The organism is Micromonospora sp. NBC_01392 (assembly GCF_045040125.1).
In the GTDB taxonomy this organism is placed as follows: Bacteria; Actinomycetota; Actinomycetes; order Mycobacteriales; family Micromonosporaceae; genus Micromonospora.
On record NZ_CP109549.1, the window covers coordinates 1,736,417 to 1,763,080 of the forward strand.

Here is a 26,664-nt window from a genome sequence, read left to right on the forward strand (position 1 = left end):
GTTCGTCGGAGGCGTCTGGCAGGCTGGTGCGGTGACCGTCTACACCCCTCGTCGCGCGGCCCGGGTGCTGCTGATCGACGCCGCCGGCCGGGTGCTGCTGTTCGAGGGCAGCGATCCGGGCCGGCCGGGGCACCGCTACTGGTTCACCCCCGGCGGCGGGCTCGACCCGGGGGAGACCCCGGCGCAGGGCGCGGCGCGGGAGCTGGCCGAGGAGACCGGCCTCCGGCTGACGCCGGCCGAGCTGGGCGCGCCGGTCTGGTCGGAGACCGTCGAGTTCCCGTTCGACGGCGTCTGGTACCGCCAGGAGCAGGAGTTCTTTCTCGCCCGGGTGCCCGGGTGGGAGGTCGACACCGCCGGCTTCGACGAGATCGAGCGGGCCAGCGTGCACGGGCACCGCTGGTGGGTGGTGACCGAGCTGGCCGCCACCACCGAGCGCTACTACCCGCCGGACCTGCCCGACCGGCTCGGCCGGGTGCTGACCGGGGGTGGCACGTGCTGACCCCGCCGCGCACCGTGGTGCGCCGCGACGGCGGCCTCTACGCGTTGGAGCGGGCGCTGCAACGGCGCGGCTTCCGGCACGTGGCGGGCGCCGACGAGGCCGGCCGGGGCGCCTGTGCCGGGCCGCTGGTGGCCGCCGCCGCGGTGCTGCCCGATGGGCGACGCGGCGAGATCGACGAGCTGGCCGACTCGAAGCTGCTCACCCCGGCGGCCCGCGAGCGGGTCTACCACGAGGTGGTGGCCCGGGCCCTGGCGTACGCCGTGGTGATCATCCCGGCCGAGGAGGTCGACGCGCGCGGGCTGCACGTGTGCAACCTGGCCGCGATGCGCCGCGCGCTCGCCTCGCTCGACACCCGGCCGGACTACGTGCTGACCGACGGCTTCGGGGTGGACGGGCTCGACGTGCCCGGGCTGGCGGTCTGGAAGGGCGACCGGGTGGCGGCCTGCGTCGCGGCGGCGAGCGTGCTCGCCAAGGTCACCCGGGACCGCATCATGGTGGAGCTGGACGGGCGCTTCCCGGGCTACGGTTTCGCCGAGCACAAGGGCTACATCACCGCGGAGCACAGCGCGGCGTTGCGGGAGCGGGGGCCCTGCCGGGAACACCGGTTCTCGTACGTGAACGTGGCGGCCGTCTCCGGGCGGGACGGCCGGCCGCCGCGGGCCCGCCGCCCGGCCGGCGGGGAGCCGACGGCGCCGCTCACCGGTCGTGGGGCCGGGGGTCGGGACGAGCCGATGGAGCACTCCGGCCCGCCAGGGGGTACCGTCGGCGTGGCGTTGGGCGAGCAGCCTCGACCTCCGGTGTCGGTGGGGGAAGATGTGGTCATGGAAGGCGGAGTGCGATGAGCGCGGAAGATCTCGAGAAGTACGAGACCGAGATGGAGCTGCAGCTCTACCGGGAGTACCGCGACATTGTCCGTCAGTTCTCCTACGTGGTGGAGACCGAGCGCCGTTTCTACCTGGCGAATCAGGTGGACCTGCACGTCCGCAACTCCGACGGTGAGGTCTACTTCGAGGTCGAGATGCACGACGCCTGGGTGTGGGACATGTACCGTCCTGCCCGTTTCGTCAAGAACGTCCGAGTAATGACGTTCAAGGACGTCAATGTGGAAGAGCTCGAAAAGCCCGACATCTCGCTCCCCGCGGATTCGGGCTTCGGCGGCTGAGCCGGGCGGGCCGAACCGCCCGCCGCCGGCCGCCGATCACTCCGCCGGCACGACCACCTCGACGCGCTGCACCAGGTTGTTCGCGAACCCACCCCGGTTCCACGGCTGCTCGACCGGCTGGGTCCGCCCCGAGGCGTCCGTCGCCCGCGCCCCCAGCACGTACCGCCCCGGCGTCGCCGTCCACGCCACCGACCACCGGCGCCACGCCCACTCGCCTCCGGTGGGCTCGTCCAGACGCGCCGGCGTCCAGGTGTCGCCGCCGTCGAACGTCACCTCGACCGACGTCACCGGCGCGTGCCCCGACCAGGCGCGACCGTCCACCGTGCACGGCCCCGGCCGCAGCACCCGCGTCCGGGACATGAAATCCGGGAACCCGGGCGGACGCACCAGCGCGCGCGGCTCGATCCGGGTCACCGGCACGCCCGGGTCGACGGCGTCGGTCCGCAGCCGGTAGGCCACCGCGTTCTGGTAACCGTCGAACGGCTCCGTCGCCACCCGGATGTCGCGTAGCCACTTGACGTGCGCCATGCCGTACCAGCCCGGCACGATCAGCCGCAGCGGGGCGCCGTGCTGCGGCAGCAACGGAGCGCCGTTCATCTCGTACGCCAACAGCACCTCCTCGCGCAGCGCGTCGGCCACCGGCAGCGCGCGTTGGTAGTCCTGCTCGACGCCGCGCTCCACCCCGTGGTCGGCGCCGGTGAACACCACGTCGACCGCGTCGGCGGACAGGCCGGCCTCGCGCAGCAGCGGAGCCAGCGGGGTGCCCGTCCACTCGGCGTTGCCCACCGCCTCCACCAGCCAGGGCTGGCTGACCGGACGTGGATGCAGCAACGCCCGCCCGTTGCCGGCGCACTCCAGCGTGACCTGCCGGGTGACCCGGGGCCGGGCGCGCAACGTCGCCAGGTCCAGCCGGAGCGGACGCGCGACCGCCCCGGACACGGTCAGCGTGTGCCCGGCCGGGTCCACGTCGGGGATGTCGTAGTGGATGAGCAGGTAGTGCAGGCCCGCCGGCGTCACGTCGTACCGCAACGCCTCCAGCGGGATGCCGTGGTTGCGCGCGGCGAGCTGAAGCTCCTCGACGCTGATCGCCTCGTCCGGCCCGGCGACCCGCGAGGGGCGGCTGACGTCGTCCACAGAGGTCATCGCTGCTCCAACTCGTCGTACCCCACGAACTCGAACATCCGCACCCCCGGGGCGAGCGGCCGGGGCGGGCCGGTGAAGCGGTGCGCGCCGACCCCCACCCCGTCGGCCGGGCTGCTCACCGCCACCGGCACGAAGCCCTCCTCGGCGAACCAGTCGCAGATGACCGGCACCAGGTCCGGCTCCCGCCGGTGCCGGGTCCACAGCACCGTGCCGCCGGTGGCGCAGAGCGATGCACAGTGTCGCACCGTCGAGCGGATGTCGTCGTCGTCGATATTGCCGAAGATGCCGCAGGCCAGCACCAGGTCCGCCGGGGCCAGGTCGGCGTAGCGGTCGGTCAGGGCCGCGTCGCCGGTGACCACCTCCACGCCGGTCAGCCCCGCCTCGGCGGCGGCCCGGCGGGCCGGCTCGGTGTTGCGCGGATCCAGCTCGACCAGGCGGGCGGTCACGTCCCGGCCACGGGGATGGGTGGCGAGCACCGGGATCAGGTCGCGTCCCTGACCGGCGCAGAGGCTGATCGCGCGCAGCGGGCCGGGCGGCGCCGCGTCCAGCGCCTCGACGATCCGGTGCCGCACCTCGACGAGCCGCCGGGACAGCGCCGAGTCGGGCTGGTCGTAGTCGCGGTGCCAGGCGTGCCAGTCCTTCGTCACGCGGCCAGCATAGGCGGATCCGCCATAGCAGATCCGTCCCGAGTTCGGGCGTCGTCCACAAGCGGGTGTCCGTCCACAGCGTCGGCCGCGAGCGGTGGCCGGACGCCGGGCGGCGCGGGCAGAGTGCGCGGCATGGCTACCCCGATCGGTCGCGCCGGTGCGGCCGTGCTGCTGGTGCTGCTCCTCGTGCCGGGCCCGTCCGCCGAGCCGTCGCGCCGCCCGGCACCGGCCGGCGCCGTACGCCCGGCGGGTCCACCGCCGGCCGCGGCCGTACCTCCCGTCGGGGCCGCGCCACCGCCGCTCCGGGCTTCTCCGCGGGACGGCGCCGCACCGCCGGCCGGTCGACCGGTGTCGGCGGCCAAGGCGCCGACAACCGGTGCGGCGGCACGTTTCCGGTGGCCGCTGCCGGGCCCACCCCGGGTGGCCCGGCGGTTCGACCCGCCACCTGAGCCCTGGCTGCCCGGGCACCGGGGCGTGGACCTCGTCGCCGCACCGGGTGCCGAGGTGCGCGCCGCCGGAGCGGGAACGGTCCTCTTCGCCGGCGCGGTGGCCGGCCGGCCGGTGCTCACCGTCGGGCACGGTGACGGGCTGCGCACCACCTACGAGCCGGTCCGTTCCCGGCTCGCGGCCGGCACCCGGGTCGACGCCGGCACCCCGGTCGGCGAGCTGCTCGCCGGGCACCCCGGCTGTGCCGCCGAGGCCTGCCTGCACTGGGGACTGCGCCACGGTGACGACTACCTGGACCCGCTCGCCCTGCTCGGGCTGGGCCGGGTCCGACTCCTCCCCCTCGACCCGACGCCGGCCAACCCGGGCGATCAGCCCTGGGCGAGCAGCGCGGGCAGCCGCACCGCCAGCCGGTCGTACTCCTCCGGGGTGTTGTAGACCTGGCCGCACAGCCGCAGGTAACCCCGGCCGTTCCAGCCGGCCACCGACACCTCGGCGGCCAGCCGGTCCGCGATCCGGGCCCGCAGCGCCCGGGCCGCGTCCAGCGTCGTCGCGACGCCGGGCGGCAGCGGCACCAGACGCATGGCGACCGCCGGTCCGCCGGGCGCCGGCAGCCGCTCCGGCGCCACCCCGAGCGCGTCCCCGACCACCCGTTGCCCGTACGCGGCCAGCGCCGCGTTGTGCGCGCGCACCCGGTCCACGCCGAGGCTGCGCAGCGTGAACAGGCCGACCGGGGCGGCCAGCCAACCGGTGTAGTCCAGGGTGGCCTGCCACTCGACCCGGGTGGGAAACCCGCTGCCCTGCTCCCACGAGACGACGAGCGGCTGGATCCGCTCCCGCCACGGCTCCGCCACCACCAGCGCGGCGGCGCCGCGCGGCGCGTACGCCCACTTGTGCAGGTTGCCGACCCAGAAGTCGGCGCCGACCGACGCCACCGTGGCCGGCAGCATGCCCGGCGCGTGCGCCGCGTCCACCAGCACCTGCACGCCCCGTTCCCGGGCCACCGCGACGAGCGCCGCCGCCGGAAACAGCCGGGCGGTCGGCGAGGTGAGCTGGTCGACGATCAGCAACCGGGTCCGCCCGGGACGCAGCCCGGCCCGCACGATCTCGACGACCTCCTCGTCGGTGGCCGTCAACGGCACCGACAGGACCCGGGACGCCGCCCCGGTCCGCGCACACTCCCGGGCCACCGACAGGGCGACCGCGCCGTACCCGTGGTCGGTGGTCAGCACCTCGTCGCCGGGGCGCAGCCCGAGCGACTGCAACACCACGGCCGCGCCGGCGGTGGCGTTGCCGACCAGGGCGGTGCCGTCCGGGTCGGCGCCGAGGAAGGTGGCCAGGTGCCGCCGGGCGTGAGTGATCCGGTCGACCAGGCCCTGGGCGAAGAACCGCAGCGGGTTGGCCTCCATCTCGTCGCGCAGCCGCTGCTGGGCGCGCTGCACGGCGATCGGCACGGCACCGAACGAGCCGTGGTTGAGGTGGCTGACGGACGGGTCGAGGGAGAAGAGCAGCCGAGCCCCGGGAATCGGCTCGGGCGGCTGCGGCACCGTCATCCGTCGATGGTAGCCCGCCATGGATCACCGCCGGCCGGTTCCGTCAGGCCCGTGGGTGCGCCTGCCGGTAGGCCGCCCGCAGCCGCTCGATCGAGACGTGTGTGTAGATCTGCGTGCTGGCCAGCGACGAGTGCCCGAGCAGCTCCTGCACGGCGCGCAGGTCCGCGCCGCCTTCGAGCAGATGGGTGGCGGCCGAGTGGCGCAGCCCGTGCGGGGTCACCCGCGGCACGCCGGCCGCCGCGGTCCAGCCGGCCACGATCCGCCGGGCGGTGGTCGGGTTCAGCCGTCCGCCCCGGGCCCCGAGCAGCAGCGCGCGGCCCGAGCCGGGCACCACCAGGGCGGGCCGGCCGGCGTCGAGCCACGCGTCCAGCGCGCGCTGCGCCGGGACCCCGTACGGCACCGCCCGCTCCCGGCCGCCCTTGCCCAGCACGCGTACCACCCGGCGGGCCTGGTCGACGTCCGTGACGTCCAGGCCGCACGCCTCGCTGATCCGCACCCCGGTGCCGTAGAGCAGTTCGAGCAGCAGCCGGTCCCGCAGCAGCACCGCCTCCGGCGGACCGGCCCCGTCGCCCGCCCCAGCCCCGTCGCCCGCGTCGGCGTTGGCTTCGGCTTCGGTCTCGGCGGGCAGTCCCGGGTTCCGGTCGGTGGCCTCGGTGGCCTCGGCAGCCCGTGCCGGGGCGTCCATCAGGGCGGCGGCCTGATCGGCGCGCAGGACGGTGGGCAGGTCCCGGCGGGCCCGGGGGCTGGCCAGCGGCGCGGCGACGTCGTCGGGGAGCAGGCCGGCCCGGTGCGCCCAGGCGCTGAAGGTCCGGGCGGCGGCGGCCCGCCGGGCCAGCGTCGTCCGGGCGGTCCCCATGGTCCGCTGCCGGGCCAGCCAACTGCGCAGCACCGCGAGGTCCAACTCGGGCAGGTCGGCGCAACCCATCCGCGCCGCGTGGTCCAGCAGTGAGACCACGTCCGTGACGTACGCCCGGACGGTGTGCGCGGAGCGGTTCCGCACCTGGGACAGGTGGTCGGCGAAGTCGTCCACCGCCGCGCGCATGGCGGTGGGCAGCGCCGCGTGGAGGTCGCGGGTGCCGCCGCGTCGTCCGCTCATGCCCACCTCGTCGTCGATCCCGCGCCGGCGGGGGCCCCGTGGTCGGGATGAGCCTACGGGCACCGGGTGAGCCGGTCGGGTACCGACAGGCGGACGCGCGCTGCCCGCCGCTGTCCGTCGTACGGTTCGTCCACAGTGGCCTGCCGGACGCGATCCACAGTCTCGTCGCGGAGCTGGAGACCGGGGAGCGGAACGCGCTCACCCATCTTCGGTCCGGGCGTCCGTCCGCCTGACGATCGCCGGCGGGGGAGCCAACGCGTACCCGCCGTCACGGCGCACCACGAGGTGGAGCTCCTCCAGCAGCGACAGCTTCCGCATGGCCGCCCGGATGTCCACGCCGGCCCGGGCGGCCAGCGCCTCCAGCCCGATCACGCCGCGACGCGGAAACGTCTCCACCAGCAGCGTGGCCTCGTCGTCGAGCTGGTCGGTGGGCCGGCTCGGCCCGCGTACGGGCGGGGCGAGGTCCGCGCCGATCCGACCCACCTCCTCCAGCACGTGTGCCACGCCGGTGACCAGGCGGGCCCTCGGCTCCTCGCGGAGGATCTCGTGGGCGCCGACGGACATGGCCGACGTGACCGGACCCGGAACGACCATGGCCGGGCGGCTGAGGGCGAGCGCCCGTCTCGTCGTCTGGGTCGCCCCGCTGCGGGCGGACGCCTCCACCAGCACGGTGCCGAGGGTGCCGGCGGCGATCACGCGATTCCGGATGAGGAACCGGGGACGCAAGGGCTCCGCCCCGGGCAGCCATTCGCCGAGCAGCAACCCGGACTCGGCGATCCGGTCGAAGAGCGCGGCGTTACCCATCGGGTAGGGCCGGTCGATCCCGCACGCCAGCACGCTCACCGTCACCCCGCCGGCGTTCAGCGCGCCCCGATGCGCCGCCGCGTCGACGCCGAAGGCGCCCCCGGAGACCACGGTCCAGCCCCGGTCGGCGAGACCGTAGCCGAGTTCGGTCGCCACGTGCAGGCCGTACGCGGTCGCGGCCCGGGCGCCGACCACGGCCACGGAACGCTCCAGGGATTCGTCCAGTCGCCGGGCGCCGCGCAGCCACAGGCACAGCGGCGGGGCGGTTTCCAGGTCCACCCGCCGGCTGGTATTGGACAGCCGGAGACGGCGCAGGTCGGCGAGTCGAACCGGCCACTCGGCGTCCTCCGGGCAGATGACGCGGGCACCGAGCCGTTCCGCGCGGGCCAGCGCGTCGGCGGCGACGCCGCGTGCGTCACCGCTGGCGCGGCGGGCCGCCACGGTGGCGCGGAGCCGGTCCTCGGGTGCGCCGCCGTCGAGCAGCAGGTCCAGCGTGGCGATCGGGCCGATCGAGTCCACCAGCCGGTACACGGTCCAGGTGCCGGGCTCGGCGAGCCAGGTCAACGCCAGCCGGGCGAGCAGCCGCTCCTCCCCGGTGCTCATGCGCCTGCTCCCGTCCTGAGTTGGAGGGCCTCCAGCACGTCCTGCCGGTCCGGGCGGGCGCGCCCGTCCAGGTCGGCGACGGTCCAGGCCATTCGGATGACGCGATCGAAGCCGCGTGCGGAGATCGATCCGGAGTCCAGCCGGGCGCGTAGCTCAGCGGTGTCGTCGGCGGGGAGCCGCCACGGTGGACGGCGGAGGAGCGGCCCCGGTATCTCGGCGTTGAGCCGGTGCCCGGTGCCGGCCCACCGGTCGGCGGCGGCCCGTCGGGCCGCGGCGACGCGGGCGGCGACCGTCGACGAGGACTCACTCACGGTCACCGTCTCCATCAGCTCCGCTGCGGTCACCGGCAGCAGTTGCACCTGCACGTCGACCCGGTCGAGCAGTGGCCCGGAGAGCCGGCCGAGGTAGCGCCGCCGGGCCTGCGGGGCGCACTCGCAGTCGGCGTCGCCGGACGGCTTCGCGCAGGGGCAGGGGTTGGCGGCCAGCACCAGTTGGGAACGGGCCGGGTACTCAGTGGCGCCCCGGGTGCGGGCGACCCGGACCCGTCCGCTCTCCAGCGGCTGGCGCAACGCCTCCAGCGCGCCCTTGCTGAACTCCGGCGCCTCGTCGAGGAAGAGCACGCCCCGGTGGGCCAGCGACACGGCGCCGGGCCGGGCCAGCCCGGAGCCGCCGCCGACCAGCGCGGGCACCGTGGCGGTGTGGTGCGGCGCCTGGAACGGTGGGCGGCGCAGCAGCCCGCCGCCGGGCGGCAGCAGGCCGGCGATCGAGTGCAGCGCCGTCACCTCCAGGGCGGCCTCGTCGTCCAGCGCGGGCAGGATCGACGGCAGCCGTTCGGCGAGCATGGTCTTGCCGGCCCCGGGCGGGCCGAGCAGGGCGAGGTGGTGGCCGCCGGCGGCGGCGATCTCCAGGGCCCGCCGGCCGAGGGGCTGCCCGGCGACGTCGCTGAGGTCGGGACCGGTGGGCGCGCCGGCCGGCGGCGGCTCCGGTGAGGCGAGCAGTGGCACGCCGCCGCGGATGTGCGCGACGAGCCGGTGCAGCGTGTCGACCCCGTGCACCCGTACGCCGGGGATGACGGCGGCCTCCGCGGCGTTGCCGGCGGGCACCACGACGCGCGGGCAGCCGGCCCGGGCGGCGGCGGCGACCATGGGCAGGGCGCCCCGGACCGGGCGGACCGCGCCGTCGAGACCGAGTTCGCCGAGGACGACGGTGCCCTCCAGGGCGACCGGCGGTAGTTCGCCGGAACCAGCGAGCACGGCGACGGCGATGGCGAGGTCGAACGCGGAACCGTACTTGGGCAGGGTGGCGGGGAGCAGGTTGAGCGTGATCCGCCGGTTGGGCCACTTCTGGCCGGAGTTGACGATGGCGGCGCGAACCCGGTCGCGCGCCTCGTGCAGCGCGGTGTCCGGCAGGCCGGAGATGAGCACCGCCGGCAGGCCGGGCGCGAGGTCGGCCTCCACTTCGACCACCTGCCCGGACACGCCGGCCAGCCCGACGCTGAGGACCTTGGCGTAGCCCATGTCAGAACGCGCCCCGGAGGTGTTCCACGCGGGCGTGGCCGGCGGCCGGCAACCGGACCGAGAGCACGTCGAAACGGACCTCGTCGGCGGTGGTGCCGGTCTCGGCGAGCCAGCGGGCGGCCAGGCCGCGCAGCCGGCGTGCCTTGGCCCGGACCACGGCCTCGGCGGGGGAGCCGTACCGCTCGGTGCGCCGCGTCTTCACTTCGCAGAAGGCGAGGACCGGCCCCTCCCAGGCGATGATGTCGATCTCCCCGTCGGGGCAGCGCCAGTTGCGGGCGATCGGGCGTAGCCCGGTCTCGATCAGGTGCCGCAGCGCGCACCGTTCGCCGTAGGCGCCGACGGCCTGGTTCCGGTTCGTCATGCCGGTCAGGATGCGACCGACGGGCGTGGTCGTGCGGAGCTGCCGCCGCCGGCCTGTGGACGAGGGTGGGGTTGTGGACGGGCACCCGATCTCGCGCCCGATCTGCTAAAGGGACGATCCGCGAGGACACGCTCCGTGATCGCACGACGACCGGGCGGCGTGGGGATGAGCTGCGGTGACGCTCCGGCCGACCCGAATGGCGTGGCTGGTGCCGGTCGCATACCGTGCCCGTCGTGGACGGACGACGGAGCTATCCCGAGGATCAGCAGGAACCGCGGTGGGGCGACCGCGGGTACGAGTCGGACTGGCGTGCCGCGGGCGAGTCGCGCTACCGCGACGACGACTACCGCGCCCCGGAGCAGCGGGCGGGCGAGGGTCGGTACGCGGACCCGGGTCGGTACTCCGCCGCCGATCCGCTCGTCGACGACACGAGTGGTTGGCGGTCACAGCGACCGGACGACCCGGAGGTCTCCGGGGAGCTGCCGGGGCGGGCCGGCCGGCGCGCGGCCCGAGAGGCGGCGGCCGGGCAGGGGGACGACCGGCTCGGCGCGGTGTCGCGCAGCGGCGTCGACGCGCTCGGCACCGCGTCGCGTGGCGCGCCGGACCCGCTCGGGTCGCGCGGGACCGACGCCCTCGCCGGGGGCGCCGACCCGGCCCGACCCGCCTCGTTCGGGAGTTTCGGCGCGGACGCCCCGGCCGGAGGTGCCGTTTCGGCCGGTCCGGGCTCGTTCGGGGGGTTCGGCGCGGATGCCCCGGCCGGGAGTGGCGATCCGGCCCGCCCCGGCCCGCTCGGCGGCTACCCGATCGTGGAGACCGGTCGGTCGGCGGAGCCCGCCACGGCCGGCGGGACGCAGATCTCGGTGGGCGGCCGGCCGAGCCCGGGTGCGGCCACCTCGCTGACCATCGGCGAGCGCCCGACCGCCCCGGTCGAGCCGACGGCGCCGGTGAACCCGCTGGAGATGCCGACCGGCCCGATGCCGGCGGTCGTGCCCCGGCCGGACGGGCCGCCGCCCGGTGACGGCGTCTACCGGACCCGGCGCCCGGCGTTGGCGGTGCTGCTGGCGGCGCTCGTGCTGGTGCTGGAGGTGCCCGCGTTCCGGGTGCTGCTGCACGGGCTGGTGGGTGACCCGGTCTCCACCTCGCACGTCGTGGTGGGCACGTTCCTCGTGGTCGGGCTGCCGATCTTCGGTGCCGGGCTGTATGGCCTGCGCACCGGTGGGCTCGCGCTGGCCGACGGCAGCCGCGGCTGGCTCCGCCCGCCGACCGCGTACCTGACCGTGGGTCTGGTGCTCTTCGTCGCCGCCGCGCTCGCGGCCCGCTGACCGCCCCGTGACCGCGCACCCCGGGGCCGGGGGGCGGAGAAGGCGCGTACACTGGTCAACTGGCGACCGCCTCGCGCGGTCGACCTCGCGTGCCCTCTCCATGGTCATTCCGTGGAGCGACGGCCTCCCTGGTCCCGGTCCTTCGTCCGGGCCCACCCTGGCCGGCGACCGGGCGCCAGGCGTCCGGCCGCCGGCCGGACGGACAACCAGGGACAAAGTAGGAGTACCCACCATGGCCGTCGTGACCATGCGTCAGCTGCTGGAGAGCGGTGTGCACTTCGGGCACCAGACCCGGCGCTGGAACCCGAAGATGAAGCGCTTCATCTTCACCGAGCGCAACGGTATCTACATCATCGACCTGCGCCAGACCCTCGACTACATCGAGAAGGCGTACTCGTTCATCCGCACCACCGTCGCGGGCGGCGGCAGCATCCTGTTCGTCGGCACCAAGAAGCAGGCCCAGGAGGCCATCGCCGAGCAGGCGACCCGGGTCGGCCAGCCGTACGTCAACCACCGCTGGCTCGGTGGCATGCTGACCAACTTCCAGACCGTGTACAAGCGGCTCCAGCGGATGAAGGAGCTTGAGGCCCTGGGTGACCTGAGCGGCACCGCCGCCGGTTACACCAAGAAGGAGACCCTCCAGCTCTCCCGCGAGAAGATCAAGCTCACCAAGACCCTCGGTGGCCTGCGGGACATGCAGAAGCTCCCGGCTGCGGTCTGGATCGTCGACACCAAGAAGGAGCACATCGCCGTCGACGAGGCCCGCAAGCTGGGCATCCCGGTGATCGCCGTGCTGGACACCAACTGCGACCCGGACGAGGTCGACTTCCCGATCCCGGGTAACGACGACGCCATCCGCTCGGCCGAGCTGCTGACCAGGGTCGTCGCCGCGGCCGTCGCCGACGGTCTGATCGCGCGTTCCGGCCGTGGCCGGGGCGGCGACGAGAAGCCCGAGGCGGGCCAGGTCGGCGCCGACGAGCCGCTGGCCGAGTGGGAGCGCGAGCTGCTCGAGGAGCCGAAGAAGGCCGACGAGCAGCCCGCCGCCGCTGCCGAGCAGCCGGTGCCGGCCGCCGAGGAGTCGGCCCCGGCCGCCGCCGAGGAGCCGAAGAAGGCCGCCGAGCAGCCGGCGACCGCCGCCGCGGAGTGATCGCACCGCCGCGTCCCCGCCGGCCGGTTCTGCGCCGGCCGGCGGGGCGCGGCGGACACACCGGGCGACACCGGCCCGGTTCCGGGTAACCGGCAGTCAGACCATCCCACCGCAGTAGTCACAGACACTGAAGAGAGAGTCATGTCCAACTTCACCGCCGCGGACGTCAAGAAGCTCCGGGACCTCACCGGCGCCGGCATGATGGACTCCAAGAAGGCGCTGACCGAGGCCGAGGGCGACTTCGACAAGGCCGTCGAGATCCTGCGCGTCAAGGGCGCGAAGGACGTGGGCAAGCGGGCCGGTCGCACCGCCGCCAACGGTCTCATCGCCCACTCCGGCCAGGCGCTGCTCGAACTCAACTGCGAGACCGACTTCGTCGCCAAGAACGACGCCTTCATCGCGCTGGCCCAGCAGCTGGTCGAGCACGGCGTGACCAGTGACGCCACCAACGCCGAGGAGCTGCTCGCCAGCACCATCGACGGCAAGAGCGTGGCCGACCTGATCCAGGAGCAGTCCGCCAAGATCGGCGAGAAGCTGGTGCTGAACCGCTTCGCCAAGCTCGACGGCACCACCGCGGTCTACCTGCACCGCAAGAGCCAGGACCTGCCCCCGGCGGTCGGCGTGCTGGTGCAGTTCTCCGGCAAGACCGACGAGGCGGGCGACGCGGACGCCCGTGGCGTCGCGATGCAGATCGCCGCGATGCGGCCGAAGTACCTCACCCGGGACGAGGTGCCCGCCGAGACGGTCGAGTCCGAGCGGCGCATCGCCGAGCAGACCGCCCGCGAGGAGAACAAGCCCGAGGCGGCGCTCCCGAAGATCGTCGAGGGCCGGGTGAACGCCTTCTTCAAGGACTTCGTCCTGCTGGAGCAGGCCTCGGTCGCCGACAACAAGAAGACCGTCAAGCAGGTGCTGGCCGAGGCCGGCATCGAGGTGACCCGCTTCGTGCGGTTCGAGGTCGGCCAGGCCTGAGCCGCCACCCGGGCCGCGGGCCCGGGCAGCGAGAACGTGGACGAGGAGGCCGCCGGTGTACGCGACAGGCACCGCGGCCTCCTCGTCACATAGGGTCGGCAAGGGCAGGTACGCGACGCTCGCGCGGTGCGCGGGGAGAAGGGGCGGGGCGGATGACGCAGGTTGTGAGTGACCGGAGCCTGGCGGCGGATGACCCGACCGCCCCTCCGCCCGGCCGGTCCCGTCGGGTGGTGCTGAAGCTGTCCGGCGAGGTCTTCGGCGGCGGCGCGATCGGCGTCGACCCGGACGTGGTCCAGGGCATCGCCCGGCAGATCGCCACCGTGGTCCGCCGCGGCGTGCAGGTCTCCGTGGTGGTCGGCGGCGGCAACTTCTTCCGCGGCGCCGAGCTGCAGAAGCGCGGCATGGACCGCGCCCGCGCCGACTACATGGGCATGCTGGGCACGGTGATGAACTGCCTCGCGCTCCAGGACTTCCTGGAGAAGGAGGGCATCGAGACCCGGGTGCAGAGCGCGATCACCATGGCCCAGGTCGCCGAGCCGTACATTCCGCTGCGCGCGATCCGGCATCTGGAGAAGGGCCGGGTGGTGATCTTCGGCGCCGGCGCCGGGATGCCGTACTTCTCCACCGACACGGTGGCCGCCCAGCGCGCGCTGGAGATCCGCGCGGACGTGGTGCTGATGAGCAAGAACGGCGTGGACGCGGTCTACACCGCCGACCCCCGGATCGACCCGACGGCGAGCAAGCTCGACTCGATCACCTTCTCCGAGGTGCTGCGCCGCAACCTGCGGGTCGCCGACGCCGCCGCGTTCAGCCTCTGCATGGAGAACGGCCTGCCGATGCTGGTCTTCGGCGCCCAGGGTGACGACACGATCGTCCGCGCCGTCGGCGGTGAGAAGATCGGCACGCTGATCACCGCCTGACCGGCCCACCCGGACCGGCAGCGGTCCTCTGCCACAGCCCCAGCACAGCCCACGACGAGCGACAGAAGGAGGCGAGGAGACCGGTGATCGACGACACCCTCCTCGAGGCGGAGGAGAAGATGGAGCGTGCCATCGAGCACGCCAGGGAGGAATTCGGCGGGATCCGCACCGGTCGCGCCAACGCCGCCATGTTCTCCCGGATCGTCATCGACTACTACGGCAGCCCGACCCCGCTGCCGCAGATGGCGTCCATCGCGGTGCCCGAGCCGCGCATGGTGATCATCAAGCCGTACGACACCTCGCAGACCAATGCGATGGAGAAGGCGATCCGCGACTCGGATCTCGGGGTGAACCCGAACAACGAGGGCAACCAGCTGCGCATCGTGCTCCCGCAGATGACCGAGGAGCGGCGACGCGAGATGATCAAGGTCGCCCGGCAGAAGGGCGAGGAGGCGAAGGTCGCCGTCCGTAACATCCGCCGCAAGGGCAAGGAAGAGCTGGACCGCCTGGTCAAGGACGGCGAGGTCGGCGAGGACGAGGGCCGGCGCGCGGAGAAGGACCTGGACGACCTGACCCAGCGCTTCGTCGGCACCGTGGATGAAATGATCAAGCACAAGGAGAGCGAGCTGCTCGAGGTCTGAACGGCCCGCGCACTCCGTCACGGCACCGCGCCGCCGTCGCCCGGCACCCCGGGCGGCGGCCCGGTGCCGTCGTCGTGCCCGGCGGCGTCCACCCTCGACGCCGGCCGGTTGCAGTAGGCTCGGCACGATTCCCGACCACCACCGGGTGAACGGCGGGAATCGCCCGGCCGTCGGTCGGTCAACAGGAAGTCTCACGCCGGTAGGGGATGGTCTTGGTCTTGCGTCATGTGGTGGCTTTCGTACCGTCTGCCGGTGCGTGATGTCCCACCCCGACCCCTACGGCAGCACCGAGCCGCGCGGCTGGGACCGCTCGGCCCCCGCCCTGCCCTGGCCGGAGACCGGCCTGGAGCCCGGCCCGTGGCGGCGTCCCGCCCCCGGCCCGGACGCCTTTCCCGACGCGGAGGCGTACGCCGGGCCGGTCACCGACGCGTACCCGCTGGATCAGCGGCACCACGACGCGCCGTGGCCGCCCGACGGCGCCCCGGCCGCGCCGCCTGGCCGGCGGGACGAGCCCGGCGACCGCGGCCCGGCGGGCGACGACCGGCCGGACGACGACTACCCCACCGCGCAGATCGCCCCGGTCCGCGACGAGTTCACGGTCCGTGACGACCCCGCGGTACGCGCCGAGCCCGCGCCCGAACCGCCGGCCGGTCGCCGGTCGAAGGGGCGTCGACGGGCGAGCGCGGACCGTCCCCCGACCACCGCGCCGCCGGCGTCCCGGGCGGGCCGCAACCTGCCGGCGGCGATCGGCGTCGGGGCGGCCCTCGGCGCGGCGATCGTGGTGCCGCTCTTCTTCTTCCTGCCGGCGTTCCTGGCCGTGCTCGCCGCCGCGGTGGCGATCGGCATCTGGGAGATGGCGCGGGCGGTCCGCCGCAGCGGCGCCCACCCGCCGCTGGTGCCGCTGGTCGCCGGTGGCGTGATCATGGTCGGGCTGGCCTGGTTCGCCGGCCCGGACGCGCTCTGCCTCGGGCTGCTGGTCACCGTGCTGGGCACGATGATCTGGCGGCTCGGCGACGGTCCCGGCAACTACCAGCGTGACCTGACCGCGGCCACGCTGATCGCGGTCTACGTGCCCTTCCTCGCCGGCTTCGCGGCCCTGCTCGCCGCCGCGCCCGACGACGGTCACCTGCGGGTGCTGGTCACGCTGGTGGCGGTGGTGCTCTCCGACACCGGCGGGTACGCGGCCGGGGTGGCCTTCGGCAAGCGTCCGATGGCCCCGAAGATCAGCCCGAAGAAGTCGTGGGAGGGCTTCGCCGGCTCGGTCGCCGCCGCCGCGGCGGGCAGCGCGCTGCTGCTGTGGCTGCTGTTCGACGTGGCCCCGTGGTGGGGCGCGCTGTTCGGGATGGCGATGTCCTGCGCGGCGGTGCTCGGTGACCTCGCCGAGTCGATGATCAAGCGCGATCTGGGCGTCAAGGACATGAGCAACCTGCTGCCCGGCCACGGCGGCCTGATGGACCGGCTCGACTCGATCCTGTTCGCGGTGCCGACGGCGTACCTGCTGTTGGCGGTGTTCGTGCCGGTGGTGAGCTGAGGGATGGATCACGTCGTCGCCACGCCCCCGACCGGCCGGTCGGGGGCGATTCGGCGCCGGTGGACAGGTGCGTCCGGCTCGGCGCGTGTCAGACTGGACGCGCCATGACGAGCCTCCCGCTGATCTCCGTAGACCCCGACGCCCGCGGCCGCCGGCCCGCGATGCCTCCCCGCCACCTCGCCGACCTCGACCTGCCGGGCCGGCAGGCGCTCGTCACCGAGCTGGGCGAACCGGCGTTCCGCGCCAAGCAGGTGTCGAACCACTACTTCGGCCGCCTGGTCCGTGACCCGGAGCGGATGACCGACCTGCCGGCGGCGACCCGGGAGCGGCTGGCCGGCACGTTGCTGCCCACGCTGCTCACCCCGGTGCGCGAGCTGGCCTGTGACGACGGCGCCACCCGCAAGGCGCTCTGGCGGCTGCACGACGGCTCGCTGGTGGAGAGCGTGCTGATGGGTTACCCGGACCGGGTCACCGTCTGCATCTCCAGCCAGGCCGGCTGCGGCATGGCCTGCCCGTTCTGCGCCACCGGCCAGGCCGGGCTGACCCGCAACCTCTCCACCGCGGAGATCGTCGACCAGGCCGTCTACCTGGCCGGCGTGGCCGCCTCCGGTGCGGTGGCCGGCTCGCCGCCGCGGCTGTCGCACGTGGTGTTCATGGGCATGGGTGAGCCGCTGGCCAACTACGCGCGGGTGGTGGCGGCGATCCGCCGGCTGGTCGCGCCGGCCCCGGAAGGGCTCGGCCTGTCCCAGCGGCACATCACCGTCTCCACGGTCGGGCTGGTGCCGGCCATTCGGCGGTTGGCCAGCGAAGACCTCTCCGTGACCCTTGCGTTGTCGCTGCACGCCCCCGATGATGAGCTGCGCGACGAACTCGTCCCGGTCAACCAGCGCTGGAAGGTGTCCGAGGTGCTGGACGCGGCGTGGGACTACGCGGCCACGACGGGGCGTCGCGTGTCCATCGAATACGCGATGATCAAGGACGTGAACGACCAGCCGTGGCGGGCCGACCTGCTCGGGCGGCTGCTGGCGGGCAAGCTGACCCACGTGAACCTGATCCCGCTCAACCCGACTCCGGGCAGCCGCTGGGACGCCAGCCCGAAGCCGGTCGAGCGGGAGTTCGTCAGGCGGTTGCGCGACGCCGGCGTGTCCACCACGGTGCGGGACACCCGGGGGCGCGAGATCGACGGGGCGTGTGGGCAGCTCGCCGCCGCCGAGGACACCGACAGCGACCCCCGCGCGGCAACGGCGTAGCGGTACGAGACCAGGAGACATAGTGGCGAGTCAGGGTCAGCGTTTCCGGCGGAAGGCGCTCCGTCGGGGATACAAGGTCGACGAGGTGGACGCCTTCCTGGACCGGGTCGAGGCGACCCTCGACGGCCAGCCGGTCGGTGCGCCCGTCGCGTCCCAGGAGGTCCACGACGTCGTCTTCCGGGTCCGGTTCAACGGCTATGACGAGTGGCAGGTCGACCTGCACCTCGACCGGGTCGAGCGGCAGCTCGCCGAGCTGGAGGAGCGCGCCGGCGCCCCCGGCGGGCGCGGTGGCGATCCCCGGATGGCCGACCGGCTCGGCCCGCCGATGCGCGACGACCGTGGCCTGTCCCCGGTGCCGCAGCCGCCGATGCCGCCCCGGCAGATGCCGGCCCAGGCCGGCCCGCCCGTCGACCGCTACGGCAACCGCTACGACGAGCCGACCGGCGCGTTCGCCGGTGGGTACGACGGCCCGCGTGGCGGCTACGACGCGCCGCGCGGCCCGGCCGGTCCCGGCCCGATGGGCCCCGGGCCGGGTGCCCCGATCGGGCACGGCGGACCGCCGCCGCGCAGCCTGCCGCCCGGTCCGGGCGGCTACGGCCAGGACACCGGCCCCGGCGGCTACGGCCAGGACACCGGCCCGGGCGGGTACGGGCACGGCCAGGACACCGGTCCGGGCGGCTACGGCCAGGACAAGGGCCCGGGTGGGTACGGCGGCCCGAGCGACCGCTTCGACGGCTTCGAGGCCGGCCGGCACGGTCGGGCCGACATGACCGCGGAGATCCGGATGCCCGAGCGGGACCTGCGGGAGCTGCGTGGGCGCGGCCCGGCCGGCCCGCCGGCGCTGCCGCAGCAGAGCTACGGCCCGCCGGATCCGGGCTACGGCCCGCCGGACCAGGGCTACGGCGGCGGCCCCTCGATGACGGGCCCGCCGCTTGTCGGTCCGCCGGCCGCCGGCCCGCCGATGGTGGGCCCGCCGATGGCCGGCCCGCCCGGCAGCGACCTGCACCGGGTCGACCAGATCCGGCGCGGCTTCCAGGTCCGTCGGTTCGGCAGCGGGTACGACCCGGACCAGGTCGACCGCTTCTTCGACACGCTGCTCGGCGGCATGCAGGGGCGCAACCCGATGCCGGTGAACCCGAAGGAGCTGGACACGCTGCGCTTCGGCCTGGTGCCCGGCGGCTACTTCGAGGCGGAGGTCGACGCCGCGCTCAAGGACGTGCAGGACATCCTGCTCGGCCGCTGAGCCGCACCCGACGACGTACCGACGACGAAGGGCCCGCCCCCGAGGGGACGGGCCCTTCCGCGTACCGCTGGTGCCGGGTGTCAGGACCGCAGGCCGTTGCGGCGCAGCACGGCGTCGCCGATGACGATGGCGAGCAGCAGCGCGGCGATCCCGAACAGCCAGATGTGCTCCACCCGGCCCTCCTCGGTGCCGCAGAGCGCCATCAACACCAGGGCCACCGCCGACACCACCGCACCGATCCGTCCGGACCTGCGGTGCCCGGGCCTGTGCTGGTCTGGCGCGGTTACCGGCTCGTCTCCTGCCACTGTCGGTCCTTCCCTCGCGATCGGATCTCCGGTTAGTCTGGCACGCCGCGTGCCGGGCCCGGCGCAGGGTCCGACCCGACAGGGTCGGACGACCCGCACGGGCGACCGGCGGCCGGCGCGACGGCGGGCGGATCGGCCCGGGCCGTTGGACCTGTTCCGCGGGGGCCGGCCGGCACTGTGGGCGTCGCGGGACGGCGACCACACTGTCTCCGGTAGCGTCTTGTCGTACGCCTGATGCCTTTTTGAGGGGGACTACGGTGCGAGTGACCGGTACGGGCCACGCCAGCATGCGGATCGACACGCCCGCGGGCAGCATCCTGTGCGACCCGTGGGTCAATCCCGCCTACTTCGCCTCGTGGTTCCCCTTCCCCGACAACTCCCAGCTCGACTGGGCGACGCTGGGCCAGGTCGACTACCTGTACGTGTCGCACCTGCACCGGGACCACTTCGACGCGAAGCACCTGCGGGACTTCGTCTCGAAGGACGCCACCGTCCTGCTGCCCGAGTACCCGACCTCCGAGATGGAGGACGAGCTGCGGGAGCTGGGCTTCACGACGTTCCTGAAGGCCCCGAACGAGCAGGTGGTGGAGCTGCCCGGCGGCCTCAAGATCATGATCCAGGCGTTGACCAGCCCGACCGACGGCCCGATCGGCGACTCGTCGCTCTGGGTCGAGTACGACGGCGTCCGGCTGCTCAACCAGAACGACGCCCGCCCCACCGACCTGACCGTCTTCGCCGAGCTGGGCCACGTGCACGCGCACATGCTCCAGTTCTCCGGCGCGATCTGGTACCCGATGGTCTACGAGCTGCCGCAGTCGGCGAAGACCGCGTTCGGCAAGCAGAAGCGGGACCGGCAGTTCGACCGCACCTGGCGCTACATCGACGACCTGAAGGCCGACCACGTCTTCCCGATCGCCGGCCCGCCCTGCTTCCTCGACGACGAGCTGTGGCAGTTCAACGACATCTTCGGCGACGAGGGCAACATCTTCCCCGACCAGTCGGTCTTCCTGGCCGAGTACGCGAAGGTCGGCGGCCACAACGGCATCGTGCTGCTGCCGGGCAGCGTCACCGAGATCACCACCGAGGGCGCGACCACCACCCACCCGCAGCCGGTGGAGGAGTTCTTCGCGAACAAGGTCGCCCACCTGGAGGAGATGCGGGAGCGCAAGCGCGGTGTCATCGAGGCCGAGAAGGCGTCCTGGCGGCACCCGGAGATCGACGTGCTGGCCGAGATGAAGCGCCGGATCGAGCCGCTGCTCGACGAGTCGATCTACCTGGCCAAGGGCGTCGGCGGCCCGGTCCGCTTCGACCTGGTCAGCTACGACGGCGCCGACGTCGAGTCGATCGTGGTGGACTTCCCGGGCAAGGAGGTCCGGCCGTACGCGGACGAGAAGGTCCGCTACCGGTTCCGCACCGAGCGGGCGCTGATCGAGCACCTGTTCCACATCGGCGAGGTCGACTGGGTCAACTCGCTCTTCCTCTCCTGCCGGTTCTCGGCGGCCCGGATCGGTCAGTACAACGAGTTCGTCTACGCGTTCTTCAAGTGCCTCTCCGAGGAGCGGCTCCAGTACGCCGAGGGCTGGTACGACGAGCACGAGCGCGCGGTCGACGCCGAGGACATCACGGTCGACGGCTGGGTGGTGCAGCGGCGCTGCCCGCACCTGAAGGCGGACCTGAGCCGGTTCGGCATCGTCGACGGTGACCAGCTCACCTGCCAGCTCCACGGGTGGAAGTTCGACCTGCCCAGCGGTCGGTGCCTGACCAGCGTCGGGCACAAGATCCGCGCCCACCGGGCCGACGAGGAGACGCCGGCGCCGGCCGGGAACCCGGCCATCTGACGCTTTCGCCCCGCCCGCCGCCCTCGGCGCGCGACCATCTTCTGGTGTGGGGGGCGGCGTGACGGGGGCGGACCGGGAGCCGGCGTACCGGTTCGCGCGCAGCAGCGAGATGGCGCGGGACGCCTCCCGGGTGGAGGCGTTCAGCGACGCGGTGATCGCCATCGTGCTCACGCTGATGGCGGTCGAGCTGCTCCAGTTCGGCCCGGACGCCCCGGGCGACCGGGGGCTGCCGGCCGCGTTGGCGCACGAGTGGCGGGCCTACCTGGCGTACGTGATCACGTTCGCGGTCGTCGGTCAGGTCTGGCTGACGCACCACAACATGTGGCGCTACGTCTGCCGGGTCGACCAGATGCTGCTGGTGTTGAACCTGCTGCTGCTGATGTTCGTGGCGGCCATCCCGTTCACCGCGAACCTGCTGGCGGACAATCTGCGCGGCTCCGTCGGCGACCAGCGGCTGACCGCGGCGCTGTACGTCGGCACGGTGCTCGGCGAGGCGGTGTTCTTCAATTTGAGCTGGTGGTGGGCCCGCCGCCGGGGCCTGCTGCACCCGGATCTCGACCCGCGGCTGGCCCGGGCGGTGGCCCGCCGGTTCCGGCTCGGCCCGCTGCTGTACCTGGTCGCGTTCGCGGTCGTCTTCGTCGACCCGGTCCTCAGCCTGCTGGCGTACCTGCTGCTGATCGGGCTCTACGTGATCCGTGGCCCCGGTGACCTGCCGCGCGCCGGGCAGGAGGCGGCCTCGTCGTGAGGTGTTAAAAGGGGGCCCCTGCTCTACCGGAGGCGTTAACAGGGGGCCCCTCCTTACTTCAGATCGGCGAGGATGCGGCGGGCGGCGTTGTGGCCGGCGGCGCCGATCACGCTGCCCGCCGGGTGACAGCCGGCGCTGCCGGCGTAGACGCCGTCCACGCCGGTGGCGTACGGCATCCGGTCGGTGAACGACACCGTGTTGTCGACGTGGTGGATGTGCCCGCCGGTGATGCCGAAGTGGGCCTCGATGCCGGGCGGGGGCAGCGGCACCGCGTCCGCGATCAGGTCGGCGGTTCCCGGCGCGTACCGCTCGCAGATCGCGATCAGCCGCTCGACGTACCCGGGCAGCGCCGCGTCCCAGGTGGTGCCGGCCAGCTCGTAGGGGACCGACTGGACGAACAGCGCCGACGAGTGGTGCCCGGCGGCGTCCTGCAGCGACGGGTCGACGGTGGTGTGCACATACCACTCGATGGTCGGCTCGTCCGGCAGCCGCCCGGCCTGGACGTCGGCCCACATGCCGCGCAGCGCCGCCATCGGCGACTCACCGCCGCCGCCGACCAGCGAGTCGGAGCCGGGCAGCAGGTGGATGGTCGAGCCGAACGGGCTCGGCGCGTCGGCCGGCAGGCAGGAGAAGCGCGGCAGCCCGGTGAGCGCCAGGTTGAGCTTGAGCGTGGTGCCGGGCCGGCGGACCGCCGCCATCCGCGCGCCCAGCTCCGCCGGGAGCGCGCCGTCGGGCAACAGGTCGATCAGCCGGTACGGGTCACACGCGCCCAGCACCACTGACGCGCCGACCTCCCGGCCGTCGGCCAGCACCACGCCCGACGCGGCGCCGGCGTCCAGCGTGACGGCGGTGACCGGGGCACCGGTGACGATGCGGGCGCCCGCGCCCCGGGCCGCGTCGGCGAACGTGCGCGACACGGTGCCCATGCCGCCCTCGGCGATCATCCAGGTGCCGTCCGCGCCGGGCAGCCGGCACATGTTGTGCACCAGGAAGTTGTGCCCGGTGCCCGGGTCGTCCGGGCCGGCATTGAGGCCGGACAGCCCGTCGGTGACCGCGTACATGCTGACCAGCAGCTCGGAGCGGAAGTCGAAGCGGGCCAGGTGGTCGGCGACCGAGCCGCGGACCAGGTCGACGAAGACCTGCCGCAGCGCCGGCCGGACGTAGCGTTCGGCGGTCTCGTCGACCGGCAGCGGCTCGGCCAGCCAGGCCGGCGCGAGGTCCTCGCGGAGCTGCGCCAGCTCGGCCTGGAGCGCGTCGTCGGCCGCCACGTCCGTCGCCGAGAACATCTCGGTGAACTGCCGCCGGGTGGCCGCCGCGTCGCTGCCGAAGAGGAGGTACGGCGAGCCGAGGCCGCCGGGCGTGGGCAGGAAGTAGTGCGGGTCGCGGCGCAGCACCGGAATGGTCACGTCGAGCGTGGCGAGCAGTTCCGGCGGCATCAACCCGAGCAGGTACGACCCGGTGGAGTGACGCAGCCCGGGCACCAGCGGGAACGGGTTCTCGGTGCGGGTGGCGCCGCCGATCACCTCGGCCGCCTCCAGCACCAGCACGTCGAGGCCGGCGCGGGCCAGCAGGATCGCCGAGACCAGGCCGTTGTGCCCGGAGCCGACCACGACGACGTCGGCGCGTGCCGGCAGCTCAGTCCCGTCACTCATGGGAACGGAGCCTACTGCCGGGCCGACCCCGGCGGGAGGGTTCGCGGCCGGGCGCTACCGTGGCCGGCATGCCCGAGGCAGTCCAGTTCGCGCTCCCGGCCGTGCTCGTCGTCCTGCTCCTGCTCTGGTTCGTGCTCCGGCGGTCCGCCGGCCGTCCCCGGGATCTGGTCGCCCCGGACCCGGCCGCCAACGGTGGGCAGGGGGAGGTGCTCCGGCTGGCCCGGGCGGGGCACACGGTCGAGGCGGTCCGGCTGTTGCGCCAGCAGACCGGGCTGCCGCTGCTGGAGGCGAAGCAGGCGGTCGACGCGTTGCGGGCGGGCGGCCCGCTGCCGGCTCCACCCGGCGGCCCGGTCGACCCGGGCGGCGGCGTGCGCGCCGAGGCGACCCGGCTGGTGCACGCCGGGAAGAAGATCCACGCCGTCAAGCTGGTGCGGGAGCACACGAACTGGTCGCTGGCCGAGGCGAAGCGGTACGTCGACCGACTCTGACGTCATCCGGCGTTCACCGCGCAGCGGCAGCGGTCGATGCGACGACGGGTCTACCGTCGGCGGGGAGTCGTCGTCTCGGGGAGGTCATCCGATGGATCGTCGTACCGTCCTGCGTGCTGCCACCGTGGTGGGCGGCACCGCCTTCGCGGGCAGCCTCTGGGCCGCCGCCGCGCCGGCAGCGCCCGCCCAGCCCGGCCCCGGCCCCTACGGTGACCTGCTGGCCGCCGACGCCAACGGTCTCCGGTTGCCGGCCGGCTTCACCAGTCGGGTGATCGCCCGTTCCGGCCAGCGGGTCGCCGGCACCTCGTACGTCTGGCACCCGGCGCCGGACGGCGGCGCGTGCTTCCCGGCCGGCGACGGCTGGTACTACGTCTCCAACTCGGAGGTGCCGCTGGTGGGCGGCGCCTCGGCGGTGCGCTTCGCGGCCGACGGCACGATCGTCGCCGCGTACCGGATCCTCGGCGGCACCAACAACAACTGCGCCGGCGGTCCCACCCCGTGGGGCACGTGGCTCTCCTGCGAGGAGGTGCCGCTGGGCCGGGTGTTCGAGACCTGGCCGGACGGCGGCCGGGGCGGCGAGGAGCGGACCCGGATGGGTCGCTTCAAGCACGAGGCGGCGGCCTGCGACCCGGTCCGGCAGGTGGTCTACCTGACCGAGGACGAGCCGGACGGCTGCTTCTACCGCTTCGTCCCGGACACCTGGGGTGACCTGCGCACCGGTCGGGTGCAGGTGCTCTGCGCCCCGGAGGACCAGGTGGCCGGCCCGGTGACCTGGCGGGACCTGCCGGACCGGGACGGTTTCCCGGTGCCCACCCGCTTCCAGGTGGGCGCCGCGAAGTCGTTCGCCGGCGGCGAGGGCTGCTGGTACGCGGACGACACCTGCTGGTTCACCACCAAGGGCGACAACCGGGTGTGGGCGTACGACGCGGCGCGGGAGCGGCTCGACCTCGCGTACGACGACTCGCTGGTGGAGGCCGGCGCGGCGCCGCTGACCGGGGTGGACAACATCACCGGCATCGGAGGCGGCGACCTCTACGTGGCCGAGGACGGCGGCGACATGGAGATCAACATGATCACGCCGGCCGGCGTGGTGACGCCGTTCCTGCGGCTGCTCGGGCAGCCGGCGTCGGAACTCACCGGCCCGGCGTTCGCGCCGGACGGCAGCCGGCTCTACTTCTCGTCACAGCGCGGCACCAGCGGCGCGAAGGCCGGCACCGGCGGCATCACCTACGAGGTACGCGGCCCGTTTCGGCGCTGACCGGCTCAGGCGCGGGCCGCCTCCCGGGCGGCCCGCCACCGGCTCAACGCCAGCGTGGCCGAGTAGCCGGCCAGCACGATCACGTGGAACAGGTAGAGCCAGAGCAGCACCGCCACCCCGCCGCCGATCTCGTCGAACCCGCCGAACGGCACGCCCAGGTTCAGCGGCAGCGAGCAGAACAGCACGAAACCGTGCAGGAAGCCGGAGAGGTTCGCGGCGGTGAACGAGCCCATGCCGAGCGTGGACAACCAGTCCGGGGAGGCCGGGCCGACCACCCGGAACACCCACACCAGCACCGGCGTGAGCACCAGCCACACCGCCAGGAACGACAGCACCACACCGAGCGCGCCGATCCAGCCGCCCTGCCGGACCAGCCGGGTGGTCAGCGGCAGCGCCAGCAGGATCGACAGCAGCAGGGCCGGGGCGGGCGCGAGCAGCGGCAGCAGCAGCAGCCGGCCGCGCCAGCCGACCAGCGCGCCGGACTCGGCGCGCGGCTCGGCCACCGAGACGAACGCCCGGCGCAGCCCCTCGCCGTAGAGCGAGGCCGGCAGCAGCGAGGCGAGCGCCAGCAGCGGGGTCAGCCCCAACCCGGCCTCGACCAGCGCGGCCACCGCCCGGTGCGCGCCGATCTCGGTGGGCAGCGTGTCGATCGCGTACGAGGTCAGCCGGCGCACCCGGTCGGCGCCGGCGAGCAGCCCGGTGAGCCAGATCGCCAACAGCGCCACCGGTACCACGGCGATCGCGCCGTAGAACGTGATCGCGGCGGCGTGCAGCGAGAGGTCCCGGCCCCGGACCGGCCGGAACGCCGCCGAGGTGATCCGCTTGGTGCGTTGCCAGCCGTCGCCCATCGCCCCCTCGTTCCCCGCGCGGTCGCCGGCCACGCATTACGATCCGGCGTCATGATGATCGCCTCGACCGAGCGGCTGGTGGTCCGGGACTGGACCGAGTCACCCGACGACCTCGCCCGGGTCTACGACATCTACTCCCGCGAGGAGGTGATGCGCTGGCTGGGCGGCGGCAAGGGGCGGTTGACCGACCCGGCCGAGGCGCTGGACCGGGTGCGCTTGTGGCGTGAGCGCAACGCGCCGTACGCCGGTCGGTGGGGTCTGTGGGCGATCGAACCGCGCGTGGCCGGCTGCGCGGCCGGCAGCGTGCTGCTCAAGCCGCTGCCCGGCCGGGACGGCGTCACGCCGACCGACGACCTGGAGGTCGGCTGGCACCTGCACCCCGACGCGCAGGGCCACGGCTACGCCACCGAGGCGGCCCGGGCGGTGCTGGAGCGGGAGTTCGCCACCGGCACCGGCCGGGTGTACGCGGTGGTGATGGCCGGCAACGAGCCGTCGACGGCGGTGGCCCGGCGGCTCGGCATGACGCACCTGGGCGTGCGCACCGACTGGTACGGCGGCGCGGAGCTGGAGACGTTCGTCCTGGACCGTCCCGCCTAGCCGGAGTTCCTCGTCTCGTCCGGTGCCCGTACGTTGGCAGTTCGCCGTCGGACTCCTACGGTGGTGGGGACGCGGGGGAGG

The 26,664-nt window shown here is 74.2% G+C and carries 26 protein-coding genes and 2 pseudogenes; 17 read left to right on the forward strand and 11 right to left on the reverse strand.

The window, feature by feature from the left end:
* Window positions 1-31 precede the first annotated feature (31 nt).
* From OG767_RS08170 to OG767_RS08180, 3 genes are read left to right on the forward strand one after another with little or no spacing between them, the layout of a single operon-like run.
* Entirely contained in the window at window positions 32-499 is a 468-nt protein-coding gene (locus OG767_RS08170) for an NUDIX hydrolase (RefSeq protein ID WP_405092857.1), read from the forward strand.
* Complete coding sequence (locus OG767_RS08175) at window positions 493-1,341, forward strand: ribonuclease HII (RefSeq protein WP_405092858.1); 849 nt, start codon at window positions 493-495, stop codon at window positions 1,339-1,341. The genes OG767_RS08170 and OG767_RS08175 overlap by 7 nt, the downstream gene beginning before the upstream one ends.
* Entirely contained in the window at window positions 1,338-1,661 is a 324-nt protein-coding gene (locus tag OG767_RS08180; protein ID WP_007075222.1) for a DUF2469 domain-containing protein, read from the forward strand. Before OG767_RS08175 ends, OG767_RS08180 begins: the two co-directional genes overlap by 4 nt.
* 36 nt (window positions 1,662-1,697) lie before the next feature.
* Here the strand turns inward: OG767_RS08180 and OG767_RS08185 are convergent, their stop codons facing one another.
* Together OG767_RS08185 and OG767_RS08190 are read right to left on the reverse strand one after the other, a co-directional pair.
* Entirely contained in the window at window positions 1,698-2,804 is a 1,107-nt protein-coding gene (locus tag OG767_RS08185; RefSeq protein WP_405092859.1) for a sulfite oxidase, read from the reverse strand.
* Window positions 2,801-3,451 (reverse strand): methyltransferase domain-containing protein, encoded by a 651-nt coding sequence (locus OG767_RS08190; RefSeq protein WP_405092860.1) that lies wholly within the window; start codon window positions 3,449-3,451, stop codon window positions 2,801-2,803. The genes OG767_RS08185 and OG767_RS08190 overlap by 4 nt, the downstream gene beginning before the upstream one ends.
* Before the next feature lie 132 nt (window positions 3,452-3,583).
* On the opposite strand from OG767_RS08190, the gene OG767_RS08195 reads away from it, so the two are divergent.
* Window positions 3,584-4,333, forward strand: a complete 750-nt coding sequence (locus OG767_RS08195) for a murein hydrolase activator EnvC family protein (protein ID WP_405092861.1) — start codon at window positions 3,584-3,586, stop codon at window positions 4,331-4,333.
* Here OG767_RS08195 and OG767_RS08200 read toward each other — a convergent pair.
* From OG767_RS08200 to OG767_RS08225, 6 genes and pseudogenes are all read right to left on the reverse strand, one after another.
* The gene (locus OG767_RS08200; protein WP_405092862.1) at window positions 4,267-5,448 is read right to left on the reverse strand and encodes an aminotransferase class V-fold PLP-dependent enzyme; all 1,182 of its coding nucleotides are present in this window, start codon (window positions 5,446-5,448) and stop codon (window positions 4,267-4,269) included. The genes OG767_RS08195 and OG767_RS08200 overlap by 67 nt on opposite strands.
* Before the next feature lie 43 nt (window positions 5,449-5,491).
* Window positions 5,492-5,992: pseudogene (locus OG767_RS08205) on the reverse strand (tyrosine-type recombinase/integrase); the annotation flags it as partial.
* A 137-nt stretch (window positions 5,993-6,129) separates the two neighbouring features.
* A pseudogene (locus tag OG767_RS08210) lies at window positions 6,130-6,544 on the reverse strand (site-specific integrase); the annotation flags it as partial.
* 198 nt (window positions 6,545-6,742) lie between these two features.
* Window positions 6,743-7,951: a DNA-processing protein DprA gene (locus OG767_RS08215; protein WP_405092863.1), complete on the reverse strand. Its 1,209-nt coding sequence runs from the start codon at window positions 7,949-7,951 to the stop codon at window positions 6,743-6,745.
* Window positions 7,948-9,468 (reverse strand): YifB family Mg chelatase-like AAA ATPase, encoded by a 1,521-nt coding sequence (locus tag OG767_RS08220; RefSeq protein ID WP_405092864.1) that lies wholly within the window; start codon window positions 9,466-9,468, stop codon window positions 7,948-7,950. The genes OG767_RS08215 and OG767_RS08220 overlap by 4 nt, the downstream gene beginning before the upstream one ends.
* 1 nt (window position 9,469) lies before the next feature.
* Window positions 9,470-9,829: a YraN family protein gene (locus OG767_RS08225; protein ID WP_281935668.1), complete on the reverse strand. Its 360-nt coding sequence runs from the start codon at window positions 9,827-9,829 to the stop codon at window positions 9,470-9,472.
* Window positions 9,830-10,053: 224 nt separating this feature from the next.
* Here OG767_RS08225 and OG767_RS08230 point away from each other — a divergent pair, with 224 nt between their 5' ends.
* From OG767_RS08230 to OG767_RS08265, 8 genes are all read left to right on the forward strand, one after another.
* Window positions 10,054-11,151 (forward strand): hypothetical protein, encoded by a 1,098-nt coding sequence (locus OG767_RS08230; protein WP_405092865.1) that lies wholly within the window; start codon window positions 10,054-10,056, stop codon window positions 11,149-11,151.
* 232 nt (window positions 11,152-11,383) lie between these two features.
* Window positions 11,384-12,298, forward strand: a complete 915-nt coding sequence (gene rpsB, locus OG767_RS08235; RefSeq protein ID WP_405092866.1) for a 30S ribosomal protein S2 — start codon at window positions 11,384-11,386, stop codon at window positions 12,296-12,298.
* 141 nt (window positions 12,299-12,439) lie between these two features.
* On the forward strand, window positions 12,440-13,267 hold the full coding sequence (tsf, locus tag OG767_RS08240) for a translation elongation factor Ts (protein ID WP_405092867.1): 828 nt from the start codon (window positions 12,440-12,442) through the stop codon (window positions 13,265-13,267).
* 152 nt (window positions 13,268-13,419) lie between these two features.
* Window positions 13,420-14,187 carry a UMP kinase gene (gene pyrH, locus OG767_RS08245; protein WP_036345766.1) on the forward strand — a complete coding sequence of 256 codons (768 nt, stop codon included), beginning with the start codon at window positions 13,420-13,422 and terminating at the stop codon, window positions 14,185-14,187.
* Window positions 14,188-14,270: 83 nt separating this feature from the next.
* The gene (frr, locus tag OG767_RS08250) at window positions 14,271-14,828 is read left to right on the forward strand and encodes a ribosome recycling factor (RefSeq protein ID WP_107155971.1); all 558 of its coding nucleotides are present in this window, start codon (window positions 14,271-14,273) and stop codon (window positions 14,826-14,828) included.
* 259 nt (window positions 14,829-15,087) lie between these two features.
* Complete coding sequence (locus OG767_RS08255; protein WP_405092868.1) at window positions 15,088-16,359, forward strand: phosphatidate cytidylyltransferase; 1,272 nt, start codon at window positions 15,088-15,090, stop codon at window positions 16,357-16,359.
* A 104-nt stretch (window positions 16,360-16,463) separates the two neighbouring features.
* The gene (gene rlmN / locus OG767_RS08260; RefSeq protein WP_281935651.1) at window positions 16,464-17,609 is read left to right on the forward strand and encodes a 23S rRNA (adenine(2503)-C(2))-methyltransferase RlmN; all 1,146 of its coding nucleotides are present in this window, start codon (window positions 16,464-16,466) and stop codon (window positions 17,607-17,609) included.
* 22 nt (window positions 17,610-17,631) lie between these two features.
* The gene (locus OG767_RS08265) at window positions 17,632-18,852 is read left to right on the forward strand and encodes a DivIVA domain-containing protein (protein ID WP_405092869.1); all 1,221 of its coding nucleotides are present in this window, start codon (window positions 17,632-17,634) and stop codon (window positions 18,850-18,852) included.
* A gap of 80 nt (window positions 18,853-18,932) precedes the next feature.
* Here the strand turns inward: OG767_RS08265 and OG767_RS08270 are convergent, their stop codons facing one another.
* Entirely contained in the window at window positions 18,933-19,157 is a 225-nt protein-coding gene (locus OG767_RS08270) for a DUF2631 domain-containing protein (protein ID WP_107155975.1), read from the reverse strand.
* 257 nt (window positions 19,158-19,414) lie between these two features.
* Here OG767_RS08270 and OG767_RS08275 point away from each other — a divergent pair, with 257 nt between their 5' ends.
* Together OG767_RS08275 and OG767_RS08280 are read left to right on the forward strand one after the other, a co-directional pair.
* On the forward strand, window positions 19,415-20,995 hold the full coding sequence (locus OG767_RS08275; protein WP_405092870.1) for a Rieske 2Fe-2S domain-containing protein: 1,581 nt from the start codon (window positions 19,415-19,417) through the stop codon (window positions 20,993-20,995).
* 109 nt (window positions 20,996-21,104) lie between these two features.
* Window positions 21,105-21,740 (forward strand): TMEM175 family protein, encoded by a 636-nt coding sequence (locus tag OG767_RS08280; RefSeq protein ID WP_405094159.1) that lies wholly within the window; start codon window positions 21,105-21,107, stop codon window positions 21,738-21,740.
* Between the two features lie 53 nt (window positions 21,741-21,793).
* On the opposite strand, the gene OG767_RS08285 is transcribed toward OG767_RS08280, so the two are convergent.
* Entirely contained in the window at window positions 21,794-23,392 is a 1,599-nt protein-coding gene (locus tag OG767_RS08285) for a phytoene desaturase family protein (protein WP_405092871.1), read from the reverse strand.
* 68 nt (window positions 23,393-23,460) lie between these two features.
* On the opposite strand from OG767_RS08285, the gene OG767_RS08290 reads away from it, so the two are divergent.
* Window positions 23,461-23,880 (forward strand): 50S ribosomal protein L7/L12, encoded by a 420-nt coding sequence (locus tag OG767_RS08290; RefSeq protein ID WP_405092872.1) that lies wholly within the window; start codon window positions 23,461-23,463, stop codon window positions 23,878-23,880.
* Window positions 23,881-23,971: 91 nt separating this feature from the next.
* A complete protein-coding gene (locus OG767_RS08295) occupies window positions 23,972-25,138 on the forward strand; it encodes an alkaline phosphatase PhoX (protein WP_405092873.1) in 1,167 nt (388 codons plus the stop codon).
* Between the two features lie 5 nt (window positions 25,139-25,143).
* Here the strand turns inward: OG767_RS08295 and OG767_RS08300 are convergent, their stop codons facing one another.
* A complete protein-coding gene (locus tag OG767_RS08300; RefSeq protein WP_405092874.1) occupies window positions 25,144-25,986 on the reverse strand; it encodes a YhjD/YihY/BrkB family envelope integrity protein in 843 nt (280 codons plus the stop codon).
* 51 nt (window positions 25,987-26,037) lie between these two features.
* On the opposite strand from OG767_RS08300, the gene OG767_RS08305 reads away from it, so the two are divergent.
* Window positions 26,038-26,583: a GNAT family N-acetyltransferase gene (locus OG767_RS08305; RefSeq protein WP_405092875.1), complete on the forward strand. Its 546-nt coding sequence runs from the start codon at window positions 26,038-26,040 to the stop codon at window positions 26,581-26,583.
* Window positions 26,584-26,664: the final 81 nt, after the last annotated feature.

Coding starts and splice junctions, on each gene's coding strand:
- OG767_RS08280 (WP_405094159.1), top strand. CDS start 21,105: ATGGCGCGGGACGCCTCCCGGGTGGAGGCGTTCAGCGACGCGGTGATC.
- OG767_RS08195 (WP_405092861.1), top strand. CDS start 3,584: ATGGCTACCCCGATCGGTCGCGCCGGTGCGGCCGTGCTGCTGGTGCTG.
- OG767_RS08255 (WP_405092868.1), top strand. CDS start 15,088: ATGTCCCACCCCGACCCCTACGGCAGCACCGAGCCGCGCGGCTGGGAC.
- OG767_RS08300 (WP_405092874.1), bottom strand. CDS start 25,986: ATGGGCGACGGCTGGCAACGCACCAAGCGGATCACCTCGGCGGCGTTC.
- pyrH (WP_036345766.1), top strand. CDS start 13,420: ATGACGCAGGTTGTGAGTGACCGGAGCCTGGCGGCGGATGACCCGACC.
- OG767_RS08225 (WP_281935668.1), bottom strand. CDS start 9,829: ATGACGAACCGGAACCAGGCCGTCGGCGCCTACGGCGAACGGTGCGCG.
- OG767_RS08180 (WP_007075222.1), top strand. CDS start 1,338: ATGAGCGCGGAAGATCTCGAGAAGTACGAGACCGAGATGGAGCTGCAG.
- OG767_RS08220 (WP_405092864.1), bottom strand. CDS start 9,468: ATGGGCTACGCCAAGGTCCTCAGCGTCGGGCTGGCCGGCGTGTCCGGG.
- rpsB (WP_405092866.1), top strand. CDS start 11,384: ATGGCCGTCGTGACCATGCGTCAGCTGCTGGAGAGCGGTGTGCACTTC.
- OG767_RS08305 (WP_405092875.1), top strand. CDS start 26,038: ATGATGATCGCCTCGACCGAGCGGCTGGTGGTCCGGGACTGGACCGAG.
- rlmN (WP_281935651.1), top strand. CDS start 16,464: ATGACGAGCCTCCCGCTGATCTCCGTAGACCCCGACGCCCGCGGCCGC.
- OG767_RS08290 (WP_405092872.1), top strand. CDS start 23,461: ATGCCCGAGGCAGTCCAGTTCGCGCTCCCGGCCGTGCTCGTCGTCCTG.
- OG767_RS08185 (WP_405092859.1), bottom strand. CDS start 2,804: ATGACCTCTGTGGACGACGTCAGCCGCCCCTCGCGGGTCGCCGGGCCG.
- tsf (WP_405092867.1), top strand. CDS start 12,440: ATGTCCAACTTCACCGCCGCGGACGTCAAGAAGCTCCGGGACCTCACC.
- OG767_RS08285 (WP_405092871.1), bottom strand. CDS start 23,392: ATGAGTGACGGGACTGAGCTGCCGGCACGCGCCGACGTCGTCGTGGTC.
- OG767_RS08295 (WP_405092873.1), top strand. CDS start 23,972: ATGGATCGTCGTACCGTCCTGCGTGCTGCCACCGTGGTGGGCGGCACC.
- OG767_RS08215 (WP_405092863.1), bottom strand. CDS start 7,951: ATGAGCACCGGGGAGGAGCGGCTGCTCGCCCGGCTGGCGTTGACCTGG.
- OG767_RS08200 (WP_405092862.1), bottom strand. CDS start 5,448: ATGACGGTGCCGCAGCCGCCCGAGCCGATTCCCGGGGCTCGGCTGCTC.